The following is a 26,696-nucleotide window of genomic DNA, read 5'->3' as shown; positions in this document are numbered from 1 at the left end:
ATGGACGACAGCACAGGCGCGCTCGGCGCGGCACCGATATCGGGCGACGCCCTCACTCACTTCTTCGAGCGCGATGCGATCTCCGTCGCCCGCGATCTTCTCGCCTGCCGCCTCACCGTCGGCGGCATCGGCGGGCGCATCGTCGAGACCGAGGCCTATTTTCCCGATGACGAAGCCTCCCACAGCTTTCGCGGCCCGACACAGCGCAACGGCGCCATGTTCGGCAAACCGGGGAATGTCTATATCTACCGCATCTACGGCATGCATTGGTGCCTGAACTTCGTCTGCACCCCAGGCTCCGCCGTGCTGATCCGCGCCATCGAGCCCGAAATCGGCATCGCCGCGATGATCGAACGCCGTGGCACCGACGCGCTCACGCAGCTCTGCAGCGGCCCCGGCAAGCTCTGCCAGGCGCTCGGCGTCACCATCGCCCTCAATGATCGCCTGCTCGACCACGCCCCCTATTCGCTGACGCCGACGGCACCGGCGCCGATCGTCAGCGGAAAACGCATCGGCATAACGAAAAATGCCGAAGCACCATGGCGCTTCGGCATTTCAGGGTCCCGCTATCTCAGCAAGCCGTTTCGGTGATCACTCCATCACGGCGCTGTGGTCCATGACCGGCGCCACCTTGGGCTTGCGCAGCAGCAGCACCAGCGGAATGACCGCCAGCGACATGATCATCAGCAGCTTGAAGTCATCGATATAGGCGATAACAGTCGACTGCAGCGTGATCAGCTCGTTCAGCGCCGCGCGACCGGCGGCGGTGAGCGGGCTCATTCCCTGCGCTGCCGCGGCATCGAAGGCGTGGTTGAACGGCGTGACATAGGCGGCGATGTTCTCGTGGTTCACCTGCGCGTTTTCGACCAAAAGCGCCGAGACGATGGAGATCCCCACGCTCGAGCCGATGTTTCGCGACAGGTTATAGAGACCGGTGCCGTCGCCGCGCATCTCCGCCGGCAGCGTCGAAAACGCGATCGTCGTCAAAGGCACGAACAGGAAGCCGAGACCGGCGCCCTGGATGAAGCCGACAGAGACGATCGTCCACTGCGACACATCGGGCGTCCAGCCGGTCATGTCGTACATCGCCCACGCCGTCAGCCCGAGGCCGAGCACCAGCAGCAGGCGCGTATCCACCTTGCCGATCAGCCGCCCGACGATGAACATGCACAGCATCGTGCCCATGCCGCGCGGCCCCATGACGATACCAGCGGTGATGACGGGATAGCCCATCAGCGTCTGCAGATAGGGTGTCATCAGCGCCAGCGAGGCGAGATAGGTGATCCCGATCACGAAGATGAAGATCATGCTGACGGAGAAGTTCCGGTCGAGAAACAGCTTCGGATTGACGAAGGATTTCTCCGCCGTCAGCGTGTGCACGACAAGCAGATAGAAAGCCGCGGCACAGATGATCGCCTCGATCATGATCTCGCCCGAGGCGAACCAGTTGAGCTGTTCGCCGCGATCGAGGAAGAGCTGCAGCGATGCGATGCCGAGGCTCATCATCCCGAAGCCGAACCAGTCGAGCTTGGCGAGCGCGTCCAGCTTCGTCTCGGTCACGTAGATCATGATGCCGGCAAAGGCGAGCGCCCCGATCGGCACGTTGATATAGAACACCCAGCGCCAGCTGATATTGTCGGTCAGCCAGCCGCCGATGACGGGGCCGAGCACCGGCCCGACCATGACCGACACGCCGAACAAGGCCATGGCGGAGCCGCGTTCTTCCGGCGTGTAGATATCGAGCAGAATGCCCTGCGACAGCGGCACCAGCGATGCGCCGAACAGGCCTTGCAACAGGCGGAAGCCGACGATCTGGTTCAGCGATTGCGCCAGACCGCAGAGCACGGAGGCCACGACGAAGCCGGTGATCGCCGTCAGCAGCACCTTCTTGCGGCCGAACTTGGCGGCAAGAAAGCCCGACGGCGGCGTCATAATGGCGGCCGCGACGATGTAGGAGGTCAGAACCCAATTGATCTGATCGGCGCTCGCCGAAACGCTGCCCTGAATATAAGGCAGTGCAACGTTGGCGATCGTCGTATCCAGCGCCTGCATGATGACGGCTAGAATGACGCAGGCCGTGATCATGCCGCGATTGGCAACCGGGACGAAGGACGCGGAGGCAGCGTTACTCATGATCTCCGCCCGAGCGGCCCAGAAGCTTGGACACGAAATCCGGCAGGCCGCGTGCGTGGCCGGTATCGACATCAACGACCGTGCTCATGCCGACGCGAAGCGGCGGCTTGCCAGCGACATCCTCGATGCTGACGCGCATCGGGATCCGCTGCACGACCTTGACCCAGTTGCCGGTGGTGTTCTGCGCCGGCAGCAGCGAGAAGCTGGAGCCGGAAGCCGGGCTGATGCTCTCGACCTTGCCCTTCCAAGTCACACCCGGATAGGTGTCGACATAGATGGTGGCCGTCTGGCCGGGCTTCACATAGGTGAGCTCGGTTTCCTTCGGGCTGGCATCGATCCATAGATTTTTGGTTGCGACCAGCGAGAAGGCCTGCGTCGATGCCTCGAGATAGGAGCCCGGCTGCAGCGCGTTGACATTGGTTGCGATGCCATCGAACGGCGCGCGGACGACGCTGTGATCAAGCTGGCGCTGCGCGTCGTCGACCTTGGCCTTGGCTTCGAGATAAAGCGGGTTCTGCTCGGCCGGCTGATCGGCATTGCCGCCGAGCTGGGCGAGCGTGGCGGCAGCCTGCGCCTTGGCGACGGCAACCTTCTGCTGACCGGCCTGCAGATTGTGCTTCGCCTGGTCGAACGCCGTGCGGGTGGCCGCCGAGCTGTTGAGCAGGCTCTGCTGGCGGTCGAATTCGGTCTGGAAATACGGGATATCGGCCTCGGCCTGCGTGATCTCGGCCAGCGACTGCTGGTAGCTTGCTTCCAGGTTGAGGATCTGGTTGCGCACGGCGCCGAGCTGCGCCTTGGCGCCGTCGAGCGCGATCTTGAACACGTCCTGGCGAAGGCTGAACAGCACCTGGCCCTGCTTCACCGCTTCGTTTTCATGCACGTCGATCGTGTCGACAATGCCGGAAACGTCGGTCGTCAGCCCCATCATGTCGGACTTGATATAGGCGTTGTCGGTCGACATCACCTGTCCGCCATTGACGTAGTAATAACCGCCGACGACGAGCGCGACGGGCAGCAGTGCAAACAGCACCGGCCGGGTCATGCTGCGCTTGCGGCGCGGGGGCGTGGTCACGGGTGGCGCCACAGTGGTGACGGGCGCCGGAGTGGAGGATGGCGCCTCGGCGACGGTTTCCTCGCGCGGAGAAACCTCGTTCGTTTCGGCAGCAGAATTGGCATCGGCGTCGGAAACGACGCGCAGGGGAATTTTATCAGCCATGGTTGGTCTCGTTTTCAGCCAATGCCAGGGGGGTCCGGCAGGCCTGCACTAGGTTGGTCTTCATCTGCGACAGGATTTGGAAAAGCTGCTCCCGTTCTAAGGCGGAAACATCCTCCAGGGCTTCGCCTCGCGTCACATCGCCAAGTCCGCGCATTTCCGCCAACAGCGGATGTGCCTCCTCGCGCATGTAAAGCAGCCAGATCCGGCGGTCCGTCGGGTGCTGGCGGCGCTCGATCAGCCCGCGTTCGGCGAGCTTGTCGAGAATGCGTACAAGTGTGATCGGCTCGATCTCCAGCATCTCCGCCAGCCCGCCCTGGTGTATCCCCTCATTGTTGGAGAGATACGCCAGCGTCTGCCATTGCGATCGCGTCAACCCAAGGCACTTCGCCCGCTGCTCGAAACGCTTTCGAAGCAGACGTGCAACATCGTGCAGGAGGAAGCCGAGAGGCGGATTGCTGTTCATTGAGGACTGCGCCAATAGTAAGCACACTTATAATGTGCCTAGATATATTAAGCAGGTGCAACATACAAGTCACCTTCGGTTGATTATTGCTAGTGTGCGGCCAAATTGTCGCACCCGGCTAAGGAACGTGCCGCCGAAACCAGAGGGCATTGATGGCTGCGCGATACTCTCCCTGATTTCATTGGTCTTGGAAGTTTCAACCCACCGGGATTTGCTTTTCGTCAAGACACCCGTTTATATCGAAATCCAGAGGCTTACCGGGTGGGGACCTTCCCGGCCAATCGATCGCAACGGCATGCAAGTCGTGAGCGCTATCCGCGCCACGAACGTAAGACAGCATTAGAAATAGGCGAGCGGCACATAGTCGCTCGAGTACCGCCTGACATGAAACGCATTCTTTCAGCATAGTCATGGCGGCGTGTTTGGCCGCCCGAATGGGGAGCCGCCATGCCTTTCTCACTTCGCTACGTCTTGGCCTTCAGCAGCGTCGTCTTCTTCCCCCTCGCCTCATCCGCCCAGCAGGCCGCGGCCCCGCCCCCGCCGCCGGTCACCGTGGCAAAGCCCGTGGTGCGCGAGGTCGTCGACAACGACGAGTTCATCGGCCGCTTCGAGGCGGTCGACGAGGTCTCGGTGCGCGCACGCGTCGGCGGCTATCTGAATGAGGTCGATTTCACCGATGGCGCGCTGGTGAAGAAGGGCGACAAGCTCTTCGTCATCGACCAGCGCCCCTTCGTCACCGCGCTCAACGAGGCCAACGCCGCGCTCGAAGTCGCCAAATCCACGCAGACCTACGCCGAAGCGCAGTTCAACCGCGCGCAGAGCCTTGCCACCAGCGGCAGCCAGTCGGTCTCGACGCTCGACGATCGCCGCCGCGAATGGCTCTCCGCGCAGGCCAATGTTCGCGGCGCCCAGGCAACCGCCGACCGTGCGGCCCTCGACATGGAATACACCACGATATCAGCACCGCTCAGCGGCCGCATCGACCGCCGCCTGATCTCGACAGGCAATCTGGTGCAGGCCGACCAGACCATTCTGACGACCATCGTGTCGCTGGACCCGATCGATTTCTACTTCGACGTCGATGAACGCCGCCTGCTGAACTTCGCCGATACGGCGCGCAAGCTCGGCAAGGACCTGCAATTGGGCGGCGGCGGCGTACCCGTCACCGTGACGATTTCCGATCCAAACGCCAAGCCCTTCATCGGCAAGCTCGACTTCGCCGAAAACCGCATCGACAACGAGAGCGGCACGATCCGCATCCGTGCTCGCCTCGCCAATCCCGACCTGATCCTGCAGCCCGGCCTGTTCGGCCGTGTGCAGGTTGAGGCGTCCAACAAGTACAAGGCGATCCTCGTGCCCGACGAAGCGATCGGTTCCGACCAGAACGAACGCGTCGTCTTCGTCGTCGGCCCTGACGGCAAGGTATCGACCAAGCCCGTGCGCCCCGGCCCCAGGCTCTACGGCTACCGCGTCATCCGCGAGGGCCTTGATGGCACCGAGACGATCATCGTCAACGGCCTGATGCGCGCCCGCCCCGGCGCCACCATCACGCCGCAGATGACCGAACTGCCGCAGGAGCGGCGCGATACGCCGCCGGAGAACGCCGCGACGGAGACGCCACAATGAGGTTCGCTCATTTCTTCGTCGACCGCCCGATCTTCGCGGCGGTCATCTCGATCGTGCTCCTCGTCGTCGGCAGCATCGCTTATACGCAGCTGCCGGTGTCGCAATATCCCGAGATCGCGCCGCCGACCATTGTGGTGCGCACCTCCTATCCGGGCGCCGACCCGCAGACCATCGCCGACACGGTCTCCACACCGCTGGAGCAGCAGATCAACGGCGTCGAGGACATGCTCTATATGTCCTCCTATTCCAGCGCCGATGGCGCCATGTCGCTGACCATCACCTTCAAGCTCGGCACCGATCTCGACAAGGTGCAGGTGCTCGTCCAGAACCGCGTCTCGATCGCCCTGCCCCGGCTTCCCGAAGAGGTGCAGCGCCTCGGCGTCACCACCGACAAGAGTTCGCCCGACCTGATGATGGTCGTGCACCTGCTCTCGCCCTCGCACCGCTACGACCAGCTCTACGTCTCCAACTATGCCCGAAACCGCATCCGCGACACGCTGGTGCGCCTCGATGGCGTCGGCGACGTGCAGGTGTTCGGCGAGCGCCAGTATTCGATGCGCATCTGGCTGGACCCGCAGAAGCTCTCCGCCTACGGCATGACATCGGATGACGTGGTCTCGGCCCTTCGCGACCAGAACGTCCAGGTCTCCGGCGGCAAGATCGGCGCGCCACCAGTCACCGGCAAGAACGCTTTCGAATATACGGTCAGAACCGACGGCCGCTTCTCCGACGTGCGCGAATTCCGCTACGTCATCGTCAAGTCGACCGGCGCCGGCCGCCTCGTGCAGTTGCAGGACGTCGCCCGCATCGAACTCGGTGCGCAGGACTATGTGACGAACAGCTATCTCAACAACGACCCCGCCGTGGCGCTCGGCATCTTCGCCCGCCCCGGAACCAACGCGCTCGATACCGCGCACCAGATCCAGTCGCTGATGAAGGACATCTCCCAGACCTTCCCGCAGGGTCTGGAATACCGCATCGTCTACGACACCACCGAGTTCATCTCGGAATCGATCACCGAGGTCTATCGAACCATCGCCGAAGCCGCGATCCTGGTTGCGATCGTCGTCCTCGTCTTCCTGCAATCCTGGCGAACCGCGATCATCCCGATCATCGCCATCCCGGTCTCGCTGATCGGCACTTTCGCCGTGCTCCTCGCCTTCGGCTTCTCGCTGAACATGCTGACGCTGTTCGGCCTGGTGCTCGCGATCGGCATCGTCGTCGACGACGCCATCGTCGTGGTGGAGAATGTCGAGCGCAATCTCGCCAAAGGCATGACGCCGAAGGAAGCCGCGCATGTGACGATGGACGAGGTCGGCACCGCCGTCATCGCCATCTCGCTGGTGCTGATCGCCGTCTTCGTGCCCACAGCCTTCATCCCAGGGATCTCCGGCCAGTTCTACAAGCAGTTCGCCGTGACCATCTCGGTCACCACCGCGATCTCCGCGCTGAACTCGCTGACGCTCTCGCCGGCGCTCGCCGGTATTCTGCTCCGAAGCCACGATCACCAGCACACGCGCAACAACATCGCCCTGCGTTTCGGGCGCGGTCTCGCCAATGGCTTCAACAACGGCTTCGATCGCCTGAGCCACGGCTATTCGTGGATCGTCAGGCACCTCGTCAGAAGCTGGATCGGCATCACCTGCTCGCTGCTGGTCTTCGCCGGTCTGCTTGGCGCCACCTACTTCATGATCACCAAGGTCCCGTCAGGCTTCATCCCGACCATGGACCAGGGCTACGCGATCATCGTCGTCCAGCTGCCGGATGGCGCGTCGCTGGCGCGTACCGATGCGGTGGTGAAGCAGGTGGGCGATATCGCCCGCACGGTGCCCGGCGTCGGCAATGCCGTGCAATTCGCCGGCTTCAGCGGCGCGACTTTCACCAACGCCTCCAATTCCGGTGTCGTCTTCGTGCCCTTCAAGTCCTTTGCCGAGCGCGAGGAAGGCGGCGAGACCGCCAACAAGATCATCGGCGAGCTCTTCGGCAAGCTGCAGAGCATCCAGGAGGCCTTCATCATCGCCGTCCCGCCGCCATCGGTACGCGGCGTCGGCAATTCCGGTGGCTTCAAGATGCAGATCCTCGATCTTGAAAACGCCGACATGACCCGCGTTCTCGGCCTTGCCCGGCAGATGATGGGCGCGGCCGCGACGACAGAGGGCCTGACCGGCGTCTTCACGACATTCTCGGATGCCAGCCCGCAATATTATCTCGCCATCGATCGCGACAAGGCCCGTTTCCTCAACGTGCCGATCCCCAATATCTTCAACGCGCTGTCGATCAATCTCGGCGTCGCCTATGTCAACGACTTCAACGCCTTCGGCCGCGTCTACCAGGTCCGCGCCCAGGCCGACCGGCAATACCGCATGGACCGCGAGGACATCTTAGGTCTCAAGGTGCGCTCGGCGACCGGCGCGCTCGTGCCGCTCGGGACGCTGATGGATATCCAGGATTCCAGCGGCCCTGCCCTCGTGCAGCGCTACAATATGTATGTGTCCGTTCCGCTGCAGGGCAACCCGACACCCGGCACGTCAACGGGCGACGCGCTGAAGAAGATGGAGGCGCTGGCCGCCAAGATCCTGCCTCCCGGCACGACCTTCGAATGGACCGAACTCGCCTACCAGGAAACCCACACCGGCAACACGGCGGTCTATATCTTCGCCCTGTCAGTCATCTTCGTCTTCCTGGCGCTCGCGGCCCAATATGAAAGCTGGGTCCTGCCACTGGCGATCATCCTGATCGTCCCGCTGGCCGTGCTCGCGGCGCTGATCGGCGTCTGGTTCAGGGGCATGGACAACAACGTGCTGACGCAGATCGGCCTGATCGTCTTGATCGGCCTTGCGGCGAAGAACGCGATCCTGATCGTCGAGTTCGCCCGCCAGGCGGAAGACGAAGGCAAGTCTCCCGTGGAGGCAGCCGTCGAGGCGAGCCATCTGCGCCTTCGCCCGATCCTGATGACGGCCTTCGCCTTCATCTTCGGCGTGCTGCCGCTGGCGATCGCGACCGGCCCCGGCGCGGAAATGCGCCAGTCGCTCGGCACGGCCGTGTTCTCAGGCATGCTCGGCGTCACGATCTTCGGTCTGTTCCTGACACCCGTCTTCTATGTCGCGCTGCGCTCGTTCAGAAGGAAGGCCCGGCCGGCGCCGACGGTAGAACCGGATGCCGGGACCCCGCCGGTCGAAGCCTCATCATGAGGGCCGGCGGGCAAGTGTCGCCTGTTTCGAACGCGAGCTGGAAAGCAGCTTCCTCAGCGGCTTTTCGATGAGTTCGTAGGCCGCGGTTCCAAGCACCACGCCGGCGAGCACACACACCGGTGCCATGACGGTGGCCGAAAGGCCGATCACCTGCCCCGCCTTGGCCACCACCGAAATCGCCAGCGTGTGCCAGAGATAGATCGAATAGGAGGCATCGCCGAGATAGGTGAGGAGCGGCATGCGGCCGAGACTTCCGGCCGCCTCCAGCGAGACCATCCCGTAAACAAGCACCATCGCCAGCGGACCGCAGATCCCGGCATTGAACTCGGCGCCCATCAGATGGATGGCGGCGAAACCGGAAAGGGCCGCCCCCACGCAGGCAAGCCCCAGGCTCGTGCCGGCAATCCACCAGCGCAGCCAAAGCTCGGCGATCAATACGCCGCCGACAAACTCGAGAATGATCGGCCGCGTGTAGGTGTAGAGCGCCGGCGTCGTCGGCTGCAGGATCTGCCCGGCCAGGAAGAAGCCGCCGAACAGCGCGAGCAGAAAGGCGAGACGCCATTTGCGCGGCAGGAATAGTGCCCCGGCGAAGAGGACGTAGAAGAAGATCTCGAAATTCAGCGTCCACCCCTGCACCAGCACCGGCCAGATGTCGCCGGTGCTCGGCGAATGCGCGGGAATGAAGAACAGCGACGCAAGGATATGCGACGTCGTCAGCTGCAGGTTCGGAAACAGCCCGGCCACGGCGCCGGCGATCATGATAAAGGTGACCAGCCAGTAGGATGGCGCGATGCGGCGCAGGCGGTCGATGAGGAAGCCCTGCGGCGTCATCGGCCGGCGCTCGCTGATCACCCACATGATGAAGCCGCTGATGACGAAGAACACATCGACGCCGGCAGCGCCGATGGCGAAGTGCTCGCCGGACTTCTCGGCCGCGTGAAAAACGACGACAGCAAGCGCCGCGAAGGCGCGCAGATATTGGATGCCGTAAAGGGTCTTCATCCGGTTTCCTCAAATGACCGGTCAATGCCGGCCGACAATGCTTTTTAGTGCGAATGCATCAACGGTTCGGGCTGCCGTGCCTGCCGCGCCCATGCCGCGACATCCGGCTGGCGGCGCACGCTCATCAGCTTTCCGGCGCAGAAATAGAACAGGAACGTCCCGACGTTATAGGGCGTCAGAATGTCGATCTCGACGAAGGAGCGGATCACCAGAAGCACGGCAATGGCAAACAGCAGATAGGATTCGTCGTTCCTGATATCTTCGATGAGACGGCGAAGATGCCCCCACAGGATCTTCAAGAGCGTGAAGGCCAGGATGAATACGCCGACGAGACCAAGCTCCACCGCGGTTTCGATATAGGTGTTGTGGAAATGGAAGCCGCTGCGCGAACCGATGAAGAACTCTTCCCAGAGCCGTTCCGGCTCCGAGAAGCCCTGAACCCAATAGGCCTGATAGCCCACGCCGAAATAGGGATTGTCGGCCGCGGCCTCGATCCCCTGCTGCCACAGATAGGTGCGCCCCGTGAGCGTCGAATCCTTGCCAAAAATCCCGAGCACGGCATCGACCGCGCCGAGATAGACACCGGCGACCGCAAGCACGATCACCGCGACACCGCCGCCGATGACGAGCAGCTTGCGCTGGTCGGGCGTCAGCGTCAGCACCACACGCAGGCCGACCATCAGCGCCAGAACCACGACCGCGGTCAAAACCGAGGTCGCCGACTGGCACACCATGAGGCAGTAGGCGGATAGCAGCCCGACGACGCCTGTGGCACCCAGCCATGATGGACGGCGTTCGCCGAAAATGAAGACGGTGGCATAGCAGGCGATCAGGCCGAGCGAGGCATAAAAACCGAGCTGGTTCTTCGACGCGAAAGCACCCACGAAGCTGTAGGTGTTGTCCATCACGTCGAGTTCGTAGTGACCGAACAGCACCGAATAGACGAGAACGATGCCGATGCCGGCGACCATTCCAAGCGTCAGCGTCCTGGCATCGAGCACCCTGACCGCGATGAGCGCGCAAAGCACCTGCGTAAAATATTGAATGGCGGCGCGCATCGACACGCTGGGTGCCGCCGACCAGAAGACCGACAGGAAGGCGATCGCCGCGAAGGCGTAAATCCAGGCGTAGCGATTGTAGTTGCCGAGCACCTTGCGGTAATCGACCACGATCAGCGGCAACCAGAGCGCATAGTAAAGCAGGATCGCCACCTGCCCGAACCTGAGCGAGTAGGCGAATGCAAAAAGCGAGAGCGCCACGGCGGGAACGGCATAGGCCACATTCCCGCCGGGCTGGATGAGCGCCGACTTAGCGATACGCATACTGCCTCGTTACCTCATGGCCAGTCCGGCGGTGACCTTGATCAGATCGCCGGGCTGCAATGCGGTGCTTTCCTGCACCGGGATTTCCTTCGGCTTGCCATCCACGTCGCGGATGACGGAGTAGGCAATGCTGGCGGCACCGGTCGATGTGTCGAACCGGGCTGCATCCGTGGACTGCGTGAGCGCCTCGGCCATCAACGAGTTGCTGGTCGTGAGCTTCAGGTTGAGCTGATCGATCTGCGCATCGGCACTTTGCTTTTCCTGGGCAAGCTGAGCGTCCCAGTCGTTGCGAAGCGTGATCTCGTCCTGGTTGGCCTTGCTGATATCCTGCTTGGCCTTGAGCGAGTTCGTGTCGATGTCCAGAAGCATCGCCTCAAGATCGGCCGCGCGTTGCTCGGCCGTGATCTTGCGGGCGCTGAGTACCAGACCCTTCTCGGCGAGATCGTCGACCTTGTCGCGATCGGCCGTGGCAAGCTCCAGCTGGCGGGTCTGCGTCTGCGTCTTCTTGGCAAGCGTCTCGACTTCGCTCTGCAGCAGAGCTCTCAAGTCATCGAGTGCCTGAAGCTGCAGCGTCAGCCGCTTCTTGCGCGAGGTCATGAGCGCGTTCTCGCTGTCGACGAGTGCTCTGGCCTCCGGCTTGTCCTTCAGCTCGGCCGGAATCTCGAAACTATCCTTGTTGTCGATTTCGGCCTGAAGACGAGCCTGCTTCACCAGAAGCCGTGCCCTGTCCGCCATGTAGACGACGGCGTCGCCCTTGGCATTGATGAAATCGCGGGCGAACCGCTGGCCGGAATCGGCCCGGCGAAGGCCGCCGGCAAGGCTGACAGCCTTGGCAACGGTCAGGTTCGGCGCGAACGGAAACTCACCCGGCTTCTCCACGTCTCCGGAGAGATAGACAGGGCGGAATTCCGACAATTCGACGGATGCCGACGGCCGGTCCTTCAGGGCGAACTGCTTCTGAAGGGCCATGCCGATCTGCTTGGCGATAGCGTCGGTGGTCTGCCCGGAAGCGGCGAGATCGCCGACGAATGGCAGCGAAATGCTGCCGGATGGGCCAACCGTGTAGTCGCCGCTGACGACAGACCAGTCGCGGATCGTCCCATCCGCCGTCTGCCATTCGGCAACTCGAATCTTCACTTTATCCATGGTTCCAAGGCGGTAGTCGTCCGCGCTGGCAATGAATGAAGACAGCAGGAATGCACTCAACCCGGCAGCGACTGCAACACCGGATCGAAGGGCACGGGATCGCCCAGCCTGACTGCCAAATAGACGTTCGTTCATATTTTTCCCCGTGTTTCGTCCCGACGGCGAGCCATAAGACGTGCTCGTCGGGCGTAAGGATGCCGTTAGTAGCTTCCGCGCTGAGCGCAGACGGCGGGAATGGTCTTTGCGATGATCGCAACGTCCCGGGCCATCGACCAGTTTTCGACGTAGTGAGTGTCGAAAGCGACGCGAGCGGCATAGGAGACGTCGTTGCGTCCGCTGACCTGCCAGAGACCGGTAAGGCCCGGGCGGGACTGCAGATAGAAGACGGCGGCGTGCTCGTACATTTCAAGTTCGTCTTGAACGACGGGACGCGGACCGACGACGCTCATCTCACCGCGAATGATGTTGAAGAGCTGGGGAAGCTCATCAAGGCTCAGCTTGCGCAGCACGGCGCCAACGGCAGTGACCCGAGGGTCGTTCTGCAGCTTGCGCGTGGCGCGCCACTCATCCATGGCGGAAGGGTTGTTGCGCAGATAGTCCTGCAGCACCTTGTCGCCATTGGTGACCATTGTCCGAAACTTCAGGCAACGGAATTCCTGGCCATTGTGGCCGATACGGCGATGGCCATAGAAGGCCGGACCCTTGTCCGTAAGCTTCACAAGCAGCATCACCATCAAAAAGATTGGGCTCAGAAACAGAAGCCCGAGGCAGGCGGCGGACACATCGAATGCCCGTTTTGCGAAGCCGCCCGTGGGCGGAAACGCGTTTTCGTGAACTGCGCCATAAAATGGCGAACTGTCCGATCTCGTCGCAGACTTCATAGAGGTAACTCCACTTATGTTTGCCGTTTGGTCGGTTAAGGCTCAGGACGCTAAGCTAGCGCTGACGAGTTGGGAGTGTATGAGGGGATTTTGTTTTTTTAAGCCACGTTTTTAAAACCGGTCGTTATCGAACGGTTTTGGAAACATTTGTTCAACTTTTTGTATTTCAGTGGTCGCTGAAACATATTTAGATTCCACCAAAGCGATCAAAACTATATTTGCAGATCGAAATAAAATGTCCCGTGACTTCTTGCCAATACACCCCGAGCGAAGTTTACAGGGGTGACCGGTCGCGGTCGAAAGTTCTTGAGCGCGGCCATCACTTCTGCAACGGACCTGTTTTTAAACTTGAACAGGGGCGTTTTATTGCATCGCAGCATCATTTTTGCGCCGCACTCACAAATCGGTTGAAATTAAATCTTTGTAATAAAAGTTGAATGCGAAACGCGCCCACTACACCTCAGCGGGTATCGATTGTGGCATAAACAAGAACGTGCATTGTCAAATTCGATGCAACCCTCACATCGAAACCCAACTTTAACGACGTTTTCCGATTGCCGGGCGGCCAGACCGATAAGTGGCATTTTTACCAATACCCGGAACAAAGCTTTAAGATGACACTTGTAGATACTGAATACAGGCGCAAACGACGTCTTCACCGCTTTAGTTATATGACGAAGTCCTGTAAAAAGAATCTACAAAAGGGTCCTGGTGTGGCCGCGTATTCAATGGCTGTTCATTGAAGGGCACCATCTGGGGAGGCAACAAATGTATGCACCTCGCGTTTTTGTCAGCATGTTGGGCGCACTCGCCGTGTTCGCCGTCGCGACCTATTGGCTGAGCGGCTCCTTATCCGGCACCATCATCAAGACCGTGATCTGTGCGATCCTGCTGCAGGCGGGCTATTTCGGCGGCGTGCTCTACCTCGTCTGGAAGGAAAGCAAGGAGCGCAGCGGCGCCAAGCGCGCGGCCGGCCGCGCCGAAGAGGCTGAAAAGCTGCACGTACCGCCGTTCAACAGCTCCGAGCCGTTCAATCGCTAAGCCCCATGGGCAGCCGTAACTGCCCGTTTGCCGCTCACGAACCCACCCTTCGTAACATCATGTGAAGCGCTCTTTGTTGTCTGCTGCGCTGCAACGTCCTAGGTCTTGGGCGAAACAACGGAGGTAGAGCGTGGCTGAAACAGCTAGCATATGCGTCATCATCGCCGCCAAGAACGCGGCAGATACGATCGAAATCGCCGTCAGATCAGCACTTCTCGAGCCTGAGGTCGCCGAAGTCGTGGTTGTCGACGACGGCTCAAGCGATTCCACGGCGCAAGCCGCCGAACGCGGCAACGACGCCACCGGCAGGCTCCGGATCGTCAGGTTCGAGAAGAACAAGGGCCCGTCCGCAGCGCGCAATCATGCCATCGATATCTCCACATCGCCGCTGATCGCCATTCTGGACGCCGACGATTTCTTCTTCGCCGGCCGCTTCTCCCGCATGCTCTCGGACGATGATTGGGAGTTCGTGGCCGACAACATCGCCTTCGTCGATGCCGACACGGTCGCCCAGGCGCCGCAGAAGCTCGATCGCTTCGCTGAAAACCCTCTTTATCTCGATCTGACGACCTTCGTGGACGGCAACATATCCAAGCGCGGCGTGCGCCGCGGCGAGATCGGCTTCCTGAAGCCCGTCATGCGCCGAAGCTTTCTCGACAAGCATCAGCTGCGCTACCGCGAGGACATGCGCCTCGGCGAGGATTACGATCTCTACATCCGCGCGCTTGCGCTCGGCGCCCGCTACAAGGTGATCCACAGCTGCGGCTACGGCGCCGTCGTGCGCGGCAATTCGCTAAGCGGAAGCCACCGCACGGAAGACCTGCGCCGCCTTTACGAGGCGGACCGTTCGCTTCTCAAGGATTTCAAGCTGAAGCCGATGGCGGCGGACGCCGTGCGCCGGCACGAACAGCACATTCGCGCCAAATTCGAGCTGCGCCACTTTCTCGACATCAAGAACCAGAAGGGCGCCGGCGCCGCGATCACCTATGTCGCGACCCATCCCTCCGCCTTCCCGGCAATCGCCGGCGGCATTCTCGCCGACAAGACGGAACGCTGGCGCAACCCGGATGGGGTGGCGGTCACCTCAAGCGGCGACCGCCTTCGCTATCTGCTCGACGCGCCGGCGGAGTAAAGCATGTCGCGCAAAACTGTGCCGCGGTTTTGCGGCACCGACATGCGATAGCAAAGACCAGTTATTTTACCAGCTTGCCGGCGGCGAGCTGGAATGCGCTCTGGATCAGCCTTGGATCCTGCACCAGCCAGCGGGCGAGCAGGCCGAAATCGGGGCGGCGGCGGCGTTTGAGCTGCCCCACCTGCCCCCACAGTGCCTGCTTGCGCGCTCGGCTTTTGTAGGACCGGATGGTCGCGATCTCGCGCGGCCGCGAGGCGAAGCGGCTTTCCAGCCGGTCGAGCGCCATCCAGGTGATGAACTGCTGCTTCAGATACTCCGGCGACGTGTTGTCGACGCCGTGGAAGATGTTGATCCCCTCGCCGCGCAACGCGCCCGCATCGGCGCACAAGAGAACCTGCTCGGCCGCCAGCATGCAGTCGCAAAAGAACAGGACATCTTCCGCCGCCAGCCGCAGCGCCGCATCGAAACGCACCGTCTCGATCAGCGGCCGGCCGATGACCATGCACGACATGTGCAGGAAGGCCCAGTCGTTGATCATCACCCCCGCAATATCGGGAACCGAGAGAATATGCGGCGTCTCCATCAGACGCTTGGCACCGTCGATCTTCGCGAGCGCCGCGATCCCGAAGTGATAGTCGAACTCCGCCCCGCCCTCGATCGACGCCCAGTAGCAATCGCCGCCGAGCGTATCCATGGCCGCGAACGCGTTTTTCAGATGATCCGGCGTCCAGATGTCGTCCGAATCGAGAAACGCGACATAGCGCGTGTCGGCGGGAACATGATCGAGCCCAGTATTGCGCGCGCCGCCCGGCCCCGCGTTCGGCTGACTGACGACGGTGATTCGCGCCCGCTCTTCGGCGCTCAGCGGCGCCAGCTCGCTTGCCGGCGCATAGGGCGATTGATCGTCGACGACGATGATATCGAAGTCCTGAAAACTCTGCGCAAACGCCGACGCAAGCGCCCGTCTGAGGATGCCGTCATCCCGCTGGTAGAACGGAATAATGATCGTGAAAGTCGCCATACTCTCTCCCTGAGAGGTTCGAATTGGTGCTTCGGCCGGTGCCTTTAGCCGTGCCATCTAGGCCAGCTGCTGCACCGCACAAGCATCAGGGGCATTTCGGCCGAAATTTGTCAAAGGCGGCAGGAAGACCGCTGACGGCCCCTCGATCCGGAAACGCTCCATTCCGGATCAGATCGCCCCATTCCGACCATAAATGATGAACCACTTGCGGACGGCTACTGTAACATTTCCTCTCATTTGATAAAAACTTTCGTGCGCCGCACCACGCCTTTTGCGCCTAAGCCAGTGAATATAATCATTTTCTTGAATGCACTGCTGACACTGGCTTCTGGCCGGGGCGGAGACACCCAGGCCGCGTATTTTCCTCGATCTATTACGGCAAGTAGTATCCGTTACGAAACGGCGTGATCGATCACTTTTGCTGCAGTGCCATATTTTCTTCCGTGAATTCGCCCTAACTTCCCTCGCTGCGGGCTGAAGTCTGCTCTGATTGAAACGGTTGCAAAGGGGAGCTGCGACCCAAAAGGGGTGACTGACAACGTGAATGTTGATACCAACGTGTCCTCACGGATCAACCTGATGCGGATTGTGCTCATTTCGGGCATCGTCTTCGTACACATACCATTCGGCGACCAGACCAGTCCCTTTGTCGGGACCTACGGCGCCTTCGATTGGCTGAGAGTATTCCTGGCGGAAGCGCTGTTCAGGGTGGGTGTGCCCTGCCTGAGTGCGATTTCCGGCTATCTCCTGTTCCGTGGCGGCTTGGAGAATTTCAGCTACCTGAAAACGGTACGCACGAAATCCAAGACCGTGCTCCTGCCATTCCTCTTGTGGAACGGGCTGTTTTTCCTGGCGATCCTTGTGGCGCTCGGCGTCGGCCTTGGCGACGGATACGTGCCGAACCCGTGGCAGGCCTCCGCGCGCGAGCTGATGACGCAGCTGTTTGCGGTGGAAGACTTCCCGGTCAACGTGCCGCTCTATTTCCTGCGCGACCTGTTCGTCTGCATCCTGCTGTCGCCGCTGCTGGCATGGTTGATCCGCCATGCGCCGCTTTTGACGCTGTCGGTGCTGCTCGTGGTTGCCGTGGTGCCGGAGGCATCGCTCTATGTCGTCCTCAAGCGCTCCATCCTCTTCTCGTTCAGCCTTGGTATCTATATCGGCCTGAACAAGATCGACCTGAAGGCGCTCGACCGCTTCGCCACGCTTGGCGCGGTCCTCCTGCTCGCCAGCTGCGCGGCGCTTGCCACCGTCATCTACATGACCGGCCCGAGCCTGCCGGATTGGGTCCAGTTCCTGCGCAACACGCTCGCCATCTTCGGCGCGCTCGGCTTCTGGCTCCTGTCGGCGCCGCTGATCGAGACACAGATCGGCCAGCGGCTGTCGAAAACAGGCAGCCTGAGCTTCTGGATTTTCTGCAGCCACTATCCGCTGCTGATCTTCATGTGGATCGTCTGGGGCAAAGCGGGCGTCAGCTTCTACCCGGCCTTCTTCATTCTCTCGCTGGCGGTCCTGTTCCCGTTCCTGGCCTTCTCGAACAATCTCTGCCGCAAGATCGCCCCTCGCCTTTACGCCGTCCTGACCGGCGCTCGCGCCAAGAAGCCCTATGAAAAGCCTGTCACGGCGGGCGCGGCTCCTTCCAAACTCGCTACACAGCAAAGGTGACACATGACGACCAAAATCGCCCATGCGCGAAAACTTTGCCCCGCACTCGGTATCATCGGCACGCTCCTCCTCGGCGCCTCCTCGGCCGTTGCCCAGCAAGCCGCGCAACAACCGGGCAGTGCCTCCTTCGTGGAGAACTTCGATAAGCTCGACCGCAGCGTCTGGTTCATTTCCGACGGCTGGAACAACGGCCCGCATCAGAACTGCACCTGGTCGAAAAACCAGGTGAAGGTCGAAGGCGGCGCGTTGCAGCTGTCATTCGCTGAAGGTCAGTCGAAGGACCGCAACTATCTCTGCGGCGAAATCCAGACCAAGAAGCGCTTCGGCTACGGCACCTACGAGGCCCGGATGAAGACAGCCACCGGTCCCGGCCTGAACTCCGCCTTCTTCACCTATATCGGCCCGGCCGACAAAAAGCCGCATGACGAGATCGACTTCGAGATCCTCGGCAAGAATTCCGGCCAGGTGCAGGTCAACCAGTACATCAAGGCCAAGGGCGGCAATGAGAAGCTGGTTCCGATCGGCGCCAATGCCGATGACGGCTTCAACGACTACGCCTTCGTCTGGGAGCCCGGCCGGCTGCGCTATTATCTGAACGGCAAGCTCGTTCAGGATGTCACCGATCCCGCAAAGATCCCGGATAGCCAGCAGAAGATTTTCTTCAGCCTCTGGGGCACCGACACGCTGAAGGATTGGATGGGCAAGTTCGCCTACACCAAGCCGACATCGCTGGAGGTCGAGCGCTTCGCCTACACGGCCCCCGGCGACAAGTGCCAGTTCCCTGAATCGATCGCATGCACGCTGAACTGATCGGCGCCGAAGGCGCACAAATGACAAGGAGTGCCATGCTCAAAGTCCTGTATCTCGTGCATGATCTCTCGGATCCCGCCGTCCGGCGGCGGGTGCTGATGCTGCGCGAGGGCGGCGCGGAGGTGACGCTGGCCGGCTTCCGGCGCGGCGAAAACCGCCTCGCCGAAGTGCACGGCATCACGCCGATCGAGCTTGGCCGCACCGCCGACGCCAAGTTTGCGCAGCGCATCGGCGCTGTCGTGAAAGCGATGAGCGGGCTGAAAGGCCTGTTGAAGACGGTCAACAAGCCCGACGTCATCATCGGCCGCAATCTCGAGGCGCTTGCCGTCGCCGATCGCGCCAATGCGATGTTCGGCGGCGATGTGCCCGTCGTCTACGAATGCCTCGACATTCACCGGCTGCTCTCGCGCAACGACATGGTCGGCAAGATCATGCGCGGCACTGAGGCCCATTTCGGCCGCAACGCTCAGCTGATCATGACGAGCTCGCCCGCCTTCATCGAACACCACTTCGCGCCGCGCTCCGGCATCAAAGCCGAAACGCTGCTGATCGAAAACAAGGTCATATCGATCGACCAGGCGGTTCAGCCGACCATCGCCCGCCCGCTGAAACAGCCCGGCCAGCCCTGGAAGATCGGCTGGTTCGGCGCGCTCCGTTGCAGGAAGTCGCTGACCATGCTCGCCGAGTTCTCGCGCCTCATGGAAGGCCGCGTCGAGATCGTGCTGCGCGGCCGCCCCGCCTATTCCGAATTTGAGGATTTCGACGGCTTCGTCGCCAGCGAACCCTATCTCCGCTTCGAAGGCCCATACAAGAACCCCGAGGATTTGAGGGCGATCTACGACGACGTCCACTTCTCCTGGGCGATCGATTTCTTCGAGGAAGGCCTGAACTCCAGCTGGCTGCTGCCGAACCGGCTCTACGAAGGCTGCCTCTACGGCACCGTTCCGATCGCTCTCGAAGGCACGCAGACCGCGCGCTTCCTGCGCGAAAAATCAATCGGCCTTGCCCTTCCGGATGCAAGCCCGGCGGCACTGCGCACGCTGTTCGAAACCATGACCGGCGAGCGCTACCATGCGCTCAGCGAAGCCGTCGCCTTAACCGATCAGAAAACCTGGCTCGCCGACCGCAGCGACTGCGAAGCGCTCGTCGCCAGCCTTTCCCGCCTTGTGCCTGCTGCCGTCGAGAGGGGCGATAGCAGTGCATCCGCACCAAAAACCGTATCTCCAGAAGGGTGGACAACCATGCAGCCTGATGCCAGTTCCAGCGTCTCCAGTCTCATAATCATCCCCTGCTTGAACGAAGAGAAGCACATCGAGCCGCTGCTCGCCAAGCTGAGCCGCGAGATCGATCACATGAACGCCAAGATCGTCGTCGCCGACGGCGGCAGCAAGGATGCGACGCGCGAGATTGTCGCCCGCATCAGCATGTCCGATCCGCGCATCGTGCTGCTCGACAATCCCCGCCGCCTGCAGAGCGCCGCCACCAATCTGGCCGTCGCCACCTTCGGCCGCGACTACGACTATCTCATCCGCATCGACGCCCATGGCGACTATCCCGACGATTACTGCCGCCGCCTCGTCGAGGAAGCCGTCGCCACCCAGGCCGATTCCGTGGTCGTATCGATGGAAACCGTCGGTTTCGGCATGTTCCAGAAGGCCACCGCCTTCGCCCAGAACTCCAAGCTCGGCAATGGCGGCTCGAAGCATCGCGAGGGCGCCAAGGGCCATTGGACCAATCACGGCCACCACGCCCTGATGCGCATCGCCGCCTTCGAGGCCGTCGGCGGCTACGACGAGACCTTCAGCCACAATGAAGACGCCGAGCTCGATTACCGCCTGAAAAAGGCCGGCTTTGGCATCTGGATGACGGACAAGACCCGCATGGTCTATTACCCGCGCTCCAGCGTCGCCACGCTGTTCCGGCAGTATCTGGGCTACGGCCGCGGCCGCGCCAAGAACATCCTGAAGCACGGCAGCATGCCGAATGTTCGCCAGATGCTGCCGCTTCTGGTCGTTCCCGTCTTCATCGGCGCATTCCTGGCCGTGGTGAACTGGGCCGCCGTCATCCCGTTCAGCCTCTGGGCGGTTGCCTGTGTCGGCTACGGTTTCTGGATGGCGATCGGCCAGCGCAACCCCTACGGCCCGCTGGCCGCCGTATCCGCCATGGTGATGCACTTCGCCTGGTCGGCTGGCTTCTGGATGGAACTCCTCAGCTTCCGCGGCAGAAAGGTGGCGTCGTGAACCAGCCCCCCGAACAGACAGAGAAACAGCAGACAAAAAAGCAGCAGACGAGACAATTGCAGATCGACATCGGCATCTGCACCTATCGCCGCGCATCGCTCGACGAAGCGCTGCTGTCGCTCGCCGTCCTCGAAGTCCCTCCCGGCTCGCGGCTGCGCATCATCGTGGCCGACAACGACAAGACCCCGAGCGCCAAAGAGCGTGTCGAGGCGCTTCGTCCCCGCATCGCCCACGAAATCGCCTATGTACATTGCCCGGCATCGAACATCTCGATCGCCCGCAACGCCTGCCTCGATAACGCTACCGGCGACTTCCTGGCTTTCATCGACGACGACGAGGATGCCAGCGAGGATTGGCTGGTCGAGCTCCTCTCGACCGCCCGCGCCACGAAGGCCGACGCCGTTCTCGGACCTGTCCGCAGCGTCTACGCGGACACCGCACCGCGCTGGATGCGGGTCGGCGATTTCCATTCGACGCTGCCCGTCTGGGTCAACGGCGAAATCCGCACCGGCTACACCTGCAACGTGCTGCTACGCCTCTCCTCGCAGAGCCTTGCCGGCCGCCGCTTCAATCTCGCACTCGGCCATACGGGTGGAGAAGACACGGAATTCTTCAGCCACATGCATGAGGCCGGCGGCAAGATCGCCTTTGCCGAGAAGGCCTATGTCTACGAGCCCGTGACCGAAAACCGCGCCGATCTCTCCTGGCTCGCCAAGCGCCGCTTCCGCTTCGGCCAGACGCATGGGCGGCTGCTGCAAGAAGCCAGCACAGGCCTCAACCGGCCGAAGCAGATCGCGCTTGCCGCGGCAAAGGCCGGCTTCTGCTACGCCGCCGCCCTCGCCTGCATCTTCTCGGCCGTGCCGCGCTACCGCTATGCCCTTCGCGGCGTCATGCATTCCGGCGTCGTCAGCGGCCTGCTCGGCGTGCGCGAAATCCGCCAGTACGGAACGGCGGAGGCCGCATGAAGCAAGACATGCCCGACGTCAGCTTTATCATCGCCGCGTATAATGCGGCGGCGACGCTCGGAAAGGCGATCGACAGCGCGCTTGCCCAGCGCGGCGTCACGGTCGAGGTCATCGTCGCCGACGATTGTTCGGCCGATGAAACCAGGGCGATCGCCGAAAGCTATGCCGACCGCAACGTCCGGCTGATCGCGCTCGCCCGCAACGGCGGCCCGTCCGCCGCGCGCAACGCCGCGATCTCGGCTGCCACCGGCCGCTGGCTGGCAGTGCTCGATTCCGACGACACGGTCGATCCCGACCGGCTGCGCCGGATGATATCACGCGCTGAAAAGGCCGGTGCCGAAATCGCCGTCGACAATCTGCGTGTCATCAGGACCGACGGCACGCCGGCCGAAACCATGTTCGCCGAGGATGCGCTGGCGCAAATGCCGACGCTCACGCTTTCCGCCTTCATTCGCTCCAACGCCCTTTTTCAAACCACCCATAATTTCGGCTATCTGAAGCCGATCTTTCAGCGCGCCTTCATCGAAAGCCATGCCCTTCGCTTCGATAAGAGCCTAAAGATCGGCGAGGACTATCTCTATCTCGCCAGCGCCATGGCGCTCGGCGGACGCTGCGTTTTCGAACCGCTTGCCGGTTACGACTACAATATCCGCGAAGGATCGATCTCCCGCGTTCTTTCGCTTCACCACATCGACGCCATGATCGAAGGAGATAAGACCTTCCTTCGCAATCACACGCTGGATGCGGAAGCAGCCGCCGCCCAGGATTTCAGGGCAAAAAGCCTGCTTCGGGGAAGAGCCTTCCTCGTTCTCGTCCAGAATATCAAAGACCGGTCGATCCTCGGAACGATCAGGACAGCCTGGGGCACCCCATCCGCTGTCGGGCATCTCAGCATGCCCATCGCAGCACGGGCCAACCGCGTTATCGCGTCGCTCCGCAAACTGATTGGCCCGCAGGCCGACCTCACAGCCATCGATGGCACGACCCGTTCCCGCAAAGGATAGAGCCATGAACCAACGGAACCTCACCTTGCACAGCTCTCTGCCAAAAGCGCCCGACGACTCCGATTCCTTCATCGACATCGATCGCCTGATCGCGATCCTGATGCGCCGCGTCGGCTCGATCGCGCTCTGCGTTGCAGCGACAGTGACGCTGGCGGTGATCTATCTGCTGTTCTCCACGTCGCAATATACGTCGATGACGCAGGTCCTGCTCGATGACAGCATGACCAAGTATGCGCAGGACGCCACGCCGGTGGCGAACTCCCAGCAGGTCGACATGCAGATCGCCAGCGCGGTCGAAATCCTGAAGTCCAACCAGCTCGCTCTGCGCGTCGTCGATGCCGAGAACCTGCAGGACAACGCCACCATCCTCGATCCGCCCGCCTCCCCGGTCGGTCTCGTCAAGTCGGGCATCAAGCTGCTCGCCAGCGCCGTGCTTCCTGGCAGTCCTCCAGTTTCCGAGGATGACGCCCGCGCCGGACGCCGCCAGAAGGCAGCGGCCCTCATTCAGCAGGCGCTGACCGTGTCGCGCGTCAACCGAAGCGCGGTTCTCGCCGTTTCGTTCCGCTCCACGGATAAGCTGCTGGCCGCCCGTATCACCAAGGCCTACGCGACCGCTTATCTCAGCGACCAGCTGAACGCCAATTTCGACGCCACCGAAAGCGCCTCCGTCTGGCTGCAGCAGCGCCTGACCGACCTCCGTGAACGCTCGCAGCAGGCAGCGCTCGAGGCCGCCAATTTCAAGGCGAAGAATGGCCTGACCTCGGCCAATGGCGAGCTCATGTCCGAGCAGCAGCTGGCCGACCTGACCAAGCAGCTGATCGTCGCCCAGTCGGACGCCGCCAGCACCTCGGCACGCTACAACCAGTTCAAGCAGATCATCGACCTCGGCCCCGAGGGTGCGGTCAACAATGCCGCCATCTCTTCCGGCCAGGCCAACAATTCCGTCATCCAGGATCTGCGCACGCGCTACATCAATGTCAGCAAGCGTGAGCAGGAAGTCACGACGAATTTCGGCGCCGATCATCCGCAGGCGGTCGCACTCCGCTCGGAAAAGGACGATCTGACCCGGCAGATCTTCCAGGAACTGCAGCAGCTGGCCTCCAATGCCCGCAACGAATTCGAAGTTGCCCGCACACGTGAAGCATCGCTCCGCCAGAATATCGATCATCTGACCGGCAAGAACTCGGAAGCCGACAAGTCCATTGTTCAGCTGAACGACCTGGAACAGCGCGCAGCCGCTCTGAAGACGCTCTACGAATCCTACCTCGGCAAGTATGAAGAGGCCTCGCAGCAGCAGTCCTTCCCGATCGCCAAGGCCCGCGTCATCTCCGAAGCCGGCGTCCCGGTCTCGCCGTCCAGCCCGAAGCGGACGATGACGCTTGGTCTCGCCATCGTGCTCGGCCTAATGGCTGGCGGTGGTCTGGTCGTGTTCCAGGAATTCCGCGAACGCTTCTTCCGCGTCGAGGGTGATGTCCGCACCATCCTTGGCCTGAAGTTCCTGGGCTACCTGCCGCTGGTCGGCAAGCCGCCGCGAGAACGGAAGATCTTCCGAAACCCGAGCCAGCTTGCCTCAGAGCCCGGCGATCCCGTTGGTGACGACGGCGCGACCTTCGAGCGCATCATGCGTGTCGTCCTGGAAGCGCCGCGCTCGGTCTTCGCCGAAACGCTCCGCAACGCCAAGCTCGCCAGCGACGTCATGTTCCAGGGGCGCTCCGACCGCGTCATCGGCGTCGTCTCGGCGATGCCGGGCGAAGGCAAGTCGACGACAGCCGCCAACTTCGCCGCCCTGCTCGCCTCAAGCGGCAAGCGCACCCTCCTCATCGACGCCGACCTTCGCAATCCGGGCCTGACCCGCATGCTGAAGACGCCGCCGCAGCATGGCCTTGTCGAAGCCGTTCTCGGTGAAATCCCGTGGGCCGGCGCCGTGAAGGTCGATCCGACCACCAAGCTCGCCATCCTGCCCGTCATCTCCAATGACAACCTGATGCACACCAGCGAACTGCTGGCCTCGCAGGGCATGTTCAATCTGATGGAAAACGCCCGCAAGATGTTCGACTATATCGTCGTCGACCTTGCGCCGCTCGGCCCCGTCATCGACGCCAAGGCCTTCGCGCCGCAGGTCGACGGCTTCCTGTTCGTGACCGAATGGGGTGCAACGCCCACCAATCTGGTGCGCGATGTCCTGAACGCCGAGCCGCAGATCAAGTCGAAAATCCTTGGTGTGATCCTCAACAAGACCGACATGGCCGAACTCGGCAAGTTCACCAACTTCGGCGGCACCGAGCGTTACCGCCACAAGTACACGAGCTACTACACCGAAGAGACGCCGAAGATGCGGGAAACCGCGGAAGCGGACGCCTGATTAGGTAGAGAACAGGCGCACCTCGCCCTGCCACAACCGCGCGACAGTCAACCTGTCGCTGCGGTAGGCGCCGGTGTCGAGGTTGAGCCGCATCTCCTGCACGTCGGGCTGATCGACCGGCGTGTGTCCGTGCACGATGAGCTTCGGCAGCGGCAGATCGCTCTCGAAGAAACGGTGGCGGATGAAGACCAGATCGTCATCCTGCTGATTGTCGATCGACCGCGCCGGATCGATGCCGGCATGCACGAAAAGCACCGCCGGCGTATCGATCATGATCGGCAGCGCGCGCAGGAACTCGATATGCGCCTTCGGCAAAGAATCGCGGATGAAGGCATCCCGCTTCGACGCCGTGCGGAACAGCACCGGCATCTGCTTGGTATCGATGCCATAGGAATGCAGCAGCGCATCCGCGCCGGTCATCATCCAGCTGTCGTAGGACATCTTGCCGTCGAGATAGTCGAGCATCATCATTTCATGATTGCCCGTCAGGCTGATGCGATCGAAATCCTCAGGTACCGGCTGCATCAGGTGCGAGATCACCTGCGCCGAGGCCGGCCCGCGGTCGATATAATCGCCGAGCGTGATGATGAGCTTGCGCCCCGGCAGGCGCGACGCATCCTCGAAGATCGCCTGCTCGGCCTGTCGCAAAAGATCGAGCCTGCCGTGAATGTCCCCAATCGCGTAGATCGGCATATCGCCGGGATCGAGCTGGAGCCGTGTGCGAGGGTTCGACGGCATATGGTACCTCATGCTGCATTATGTCATGGGTCGCGATGGCAGCGCCTTTCATCAGGCAGCGGCAAACACGACCCAAGACAGCGCCCACGCGGGCAATGGAATGTCAGTAACACTCTTATTTCCAAAAAAACACGCGCTATCTTCGCGCAGCCACCCCGCGAAGACCATCCCCTCACCATATAGTGAGTATCCTATGAATCGAGAGCACGGTCATGGGACAGATCACATGACCGAAATCATCGAAAACTGGGATGCAGTACGAAACGCCGTCGGTCAGGCGACCGACATCGGCACCGTCTCGTCGCTCTCGGTCCACTTGTTGTTGTTGCCGGATGCGACGAACTGCTCAAGCGTCATGTTGTCGAGGATATCGGCGATCGCGTCGCGCACATCGGTCATCGACCGGCGCACCTGACAGGTCTCCGGATCGGAACAGTCGTCGCAGGCTTCAAACGCGGTGCGGCTTGCGCAGCGGATGGGTGCCAGCGGACCATCGAGCGTGCGGATCACGTGGCCGATGCGGATTTCGGACGCCGGCCGAGACAGGGAATAGCCACCGCCCGGCCCCTTCTTCGAGCGAAGGATGCCGACATTGCGCAGTTCGAGGAGGATGGTGTCGAGGAACTTCTTCGGAATATTGTTGCGTGCCGCCACATCGTTGATGAACGCGGTTTCGCCCGGTGCGAGCCTTGCGAGATCGACCAATGCCTTCAGGCCGTATTTTCCTTTTTTCGTCAGCAT

At 61.8% G+C, this 26,696-nt stretch carries 21 protein-coding genes; 11 read left to right on the top strand and 10 right to left on the bottom strand.

The window, feature by feature from the left end; all coding sequences use genetic code 11:
- Complete coding sequence (locus ACCD05_RS21685; protein WP_413395252.1) at positions 1-591, top strand: DNA-3-methyladenine glycosylase; 591 nt, start codon at positions 1-3, stop codon at positions 589-591.
- Here the strand turns inward: ACCD05_RS21685 and ACCD05_RS21680 are convergent, their stop codons facing one another.
- Genes ACCD05_RS21680 through ACCD05_RS21670 form a run of 3 tightly spaced genes read right to left on the bottom strand, consistent with a single transcriptional unit; the run spans position 592 to position 3,812 of the window.
- Complete coding sequence (locus ACCD05_RS21680; RefSeq protein WP_111564097.1) at positions 592-2,133, bottom strand: DHA2 family efflux MFS transporter permease subunit; 1,542 nt, start codon at positions 2,131-2,133, stop codon at positions 592-594.
- On the bottom strand, positions 2,126-3,349 hold the full coding sequence (locus ACCD05_RS21675; protein ID WP_413395250.1) for an HlyD family secretion protein: 1,224 nt from the start codon (positions 3,347-3,349) through the stop codon (positions 2,126-2,128). Before ACCD05_RS21675 ends, ACCD05_RS21680 begins: the two co-directional genes overlap by 8 nt.
- The gene (locus tag ACCD05_RS21670; RefSeq protein ID WP_047513941.1) at positions 3,342-3,812 is read right to left on the bottom strand and encodes a MarR family transcriptional regulator; all 471 of its coding nucleotides are present in this window, start codon (positions 3,810-3,812) and stop codon (positions 3,342-3,344) included. Before ACCD05_RS21670 ends, ACCD05_RS21675 begins: the two co-directional genes overlap by 8 nt.
- 447 nt (positions 3,813-4,259) lie before the next feature.
- Between ACCD05_RS21670 and ACCD05_RS21665 the strand changes: the two genes are divergently transcribed.
- Both ACCD05_RS21665 and ACCD05_RS21660 read left to right on the top strand, forming a co-directional pair.
- Entirely contained in the window at positions 4,260-5,438 is a 1,179-nt protein-coding gene (locus ACCD05_RS21665; RefSeq protein ID WP_413395248.1) for an efflux RND transporter periplasmic adaptor subunit, read from the top strand.
- On the top strand, positions 5,435-8,629 hold the full coding sequence (locus ACCD05_RS21660) for an efflux RND transporter permease subunit (RefSeq protein ID WP_413395247.1): 3,195 nt from the start codon (positions 5,435-5,437) through the stop codon (positions 8,627-8,629). Before ACCD05_RS21665 ends, ACCD05_RS21660 begins: the two co-directional genes overlap by 4 nt.
- Here ACCD05_RS21660 and ACCD05_RS21655 read toward each other — a convergent pair.
- The 4 genes from ACCD05_RS21655 to ACCD05_RS21640 all read right to left on the bottom strand — a co-directional run bounded on the left by ACCD05_RS21655 (position 8,624) and on the right by ACCD05_RS21640 (position 12,980).
- Entirely contained in the window at positions 8,624-9,631 is a 1,008-nt protein-coding gene (locus ACCD05_RS21655; RefSeq protein ID WP_413395246.1) for an acyltransferase family protein, read from the bottom strand. The two genes, ACCD05_RS21660 and ACCD05_RS21655, sit on opposite strands and share 6 nt — an antisense overlap.
- Before the next feature lie 44 nt (positions 9,632-9,675).
- Complete coding sequence (locus tag ACCD05_RS21650) at positions 9,676-10,953, bottom strand: O-antigen ligase family protein (protein ID WP_209234805.1); 1,278 nt, start codon at positions 10,951-10,953, stop codon at positions 9,676-9,678.
- Positions 10,954-10,962: 9 nt separating this feature from the next.
- Positions 10,963-12,234 carry a polysaccharide biosynthesis/export family protein gene (locus ACCD05_RS21645; RefSeq protein ID WP_047513951.1) on the bottom strand — a complete coding sequence of 424 codons (1,272 nt, stop codon included), beginning with the start codon at positions 12,232-12,234 and terminating at the stop codon, positions 10,963-10,965.
- A gap of 65 nt (positions 12,235-12,299) precedes the next feature.
- Positions 12,300-12,980, bottom strand: a complete 681-nt coding sequence (locus ACCD05_RS21640) for a sugar transferase (RefSeq protein WP_047513953.1) — start codon at positions 12,978-12,980, stop codon at positions 12,300-12,302.
- Between the two features lie 768 nt (positions 12,981-13,748).
- Between ACCD05_RS21640 and ACCD05_RS21635 the strand changes: the two genes are divergently transcribed.
- Positions 13,749-14,021 carry an exopolysaccharide production repressor protein gene (locus tag ACCD05_RS21635; RefSeq protein WP_047513954.1) on the top strand — a complete coding sequence of 91 codons (273 nt, stop codon included), beginning with the start codon at positions 13,749-13,751 and terminating at the stop codon, positions 14,019-14,021.
- A 130-nt stretch (positions 14,022-14,151) separates the two neighbouring features.
- Entirely contained in the window at positions 14,152-15,153 is a 1,002-nt protein-coding gene (locus tag ACCD05_RS21630) for a glycosyltransferase family 2 protein (protein ID WP_413395243.1), read from the top strand.
- 61 nt (positions 15,154-15,214) lie between these two features.
- On the opposite strand, the gene ACCD05_RS21625 is transcribed toward ACCD05_RS21630, so the two are convergent.
- Entirely contained in the window at positions 15,215-16,174 is a 960-nt protein-coding gene (locus ACCD05_RS21625; protein ID WP_413395241.1) for a glycosyltransferase family 2 protein, read from the bottom strand.
- Between the two features lie 540 nt (positions 16,175-16,714).
- On the opposite strand from ACCD05_RS21625, the gene ACCD05_RS21620 reads away from it, so the two are divergent.
- The 6 genes from ACCD05_RS21620 to ACCD05_RS21595 all read left to right on the top strand — a co-directional run bounded on the left by ACCD05_RS21620 (position 16,715) and on the right by ACCD05_RS21595 (position 25,217).
- On the top strand, positions 16,715-17,836 hold the full coding sequence (locus ACCD05_RS21620) for an acyltransferase family protein (protein WP_413395239.1): 1,122 nt from the start codon (positions 16,715-16,717) through the stop codon (positions 17,834-17,836).
- A 3-nt stretch (positions 17,837-17,839) separates the two neighbouring features.
- Positions 17,840-18,646 (top strand): glycoside hydrolase family 16 protein, encoded by an 807-nt coding sequence (locus ACCD05_RS21615; protein ID WP_047513959.1) that lies wholly within the window; start codon positions 17,840-17,842, stop codon positions 18,644-18,646.
- A 1,241-nt stretch (positions 18,647-19,887) separates the two neighbouring features.
- Positions 19,888-20,886, top strand: coding sequence for a glycosyltransferase family 2 protein (locus tag ACCD05_RS21610; RefSeq protein ID WP_026282735.1), 999 nt, complete (start codon positions 19,888-19,890; stop codon positions 20,884-20,886).
- Between the two features lie 56 nt (positions 20,887-20,942).
- Positions 20,943-21,851: a glycosyltransferase gene (locus ACCD05_RS21605; RefSeq protein WP_413395275.1), complete on the top strand. Its 909-nt coding sequence runs from the start codon at positions 20,943-20,945 to the stop codon at positions 21,849-21,851.
- Positions 21,848-22,855: a glycosyltransferase family 2 protein gene (locus ACCD05_RS21600; RefSeq protein WP_413395236.1), complete on the top strand. Its 1,008-nt coding sequence runs from the start codon at positions 21,848-21,850 to the stop codon at positions 22,853-22,855. Before ACCD05_RS21605 ends, ACCD05_RS21600 begins: the two co-directional genes overlap by 4 nt.
- A 4-nt stretch (positions 22,856-22,859) precedes the next feature.
- Entirely contained in the window at positions 22,860-25,217 is a 2,358-nt protein-coding gene (locus tag ACCD05_RS21595) for a polysaccharide biosynthesis tyrosine autokinase (protein ID WP_112980731.1), read from the top strand.
- Here ACCD05_RS21595 and ACCD05_RS21590 read toward each other — a convergent pair whose 3' ends face one another.
- Positions 25,218-25,955: a metallophosphoesterase gene (locus ACCD05_RS21590; protein ID WP_413395234.1), complete on the bottom strand. Its 738-nt coding sequence runs from the start codon at positions 25,953-25,955 to the stop codon at positions 25,218-25,220.
- A gap of 273 nt (positions 25,956-26,228) precedes the next feature.
- On the bottom strand, positions 26,229-26,696 hold the full coding sequence (locus ACCD05_RS21585; protein ID WP_111564083.1) for an RrF2 family transcriptional regulator: 468 nt from the start codon (positions 26,694-26,696) through the stop codon (positions 26,229-26,231).

The sequence above is a fragment of the Rhizobium sp. Rhizsp42 genome, from assembly GCF_047304155.1.
GTDB lineage: Bacteria > Pseudomonadota > Alphaproteobacteria > Rhizobiales > Rhizobiaceae > Rhizobium.
Note: the sequence above shows the minus strand (reverse complement) of the source record. Positions and strands in the feature narration are given on the sequence as shown.